Here is a 316-nt window from a genome sequence, read left to right on the forward strand (position 1 = left end):
GTTGCAAGCCCCTGGTTGTCCTCCAGGGAGGCGTCATCGAAAAGGATAAGATGCCCGCTTTCCCCGTTGCGCAGTCGGTGGAGGGTGGCCAGCGCCGCCGACGGGGAGGCGGCAAGGTACGTGCCGGGCAGGAATCGGGCGGGCAGCGGTAGCCGGTCCACGGGCCCAAGGAGAATGATCGGTGACAAGGCAGATGCCTGAAAACTAACAAGCTGCATCACGATGAACCGAATCATGGCGTCAACATGTTCCGAACGCCCTCGAAGGATGACTAACGGAAGCCGCGGGTCAAGGGTAAGTGCTGCGGATCCGATAC

1 protein-coding gene is annotated in these 316 nt (G+C 61.4%); it reads right to left on the bottom strand.

The window, feature by feature from the left end:
- A partial coding sequence (locus SB772_RS39800) for a hypothetical protein (RefSeq protein WP_410838491.1) occupies window positions 1-236 on the bottom strand: 236 nt, incomplete at its 3' end.
- Window positions 237-316: the final 80 nt, after the last annotated feature.

The organism is Paraburkholderia sp. SIMBA_030, assembly GCF_046535245.1.
In the GTDB taxonomy this organism is placed as follows: domain Bacteria; phylum Pseudomonadota; class Gammaproteobacteria; order Burkholderiales; family Burkholderiaceae; genus Paraburkholderia.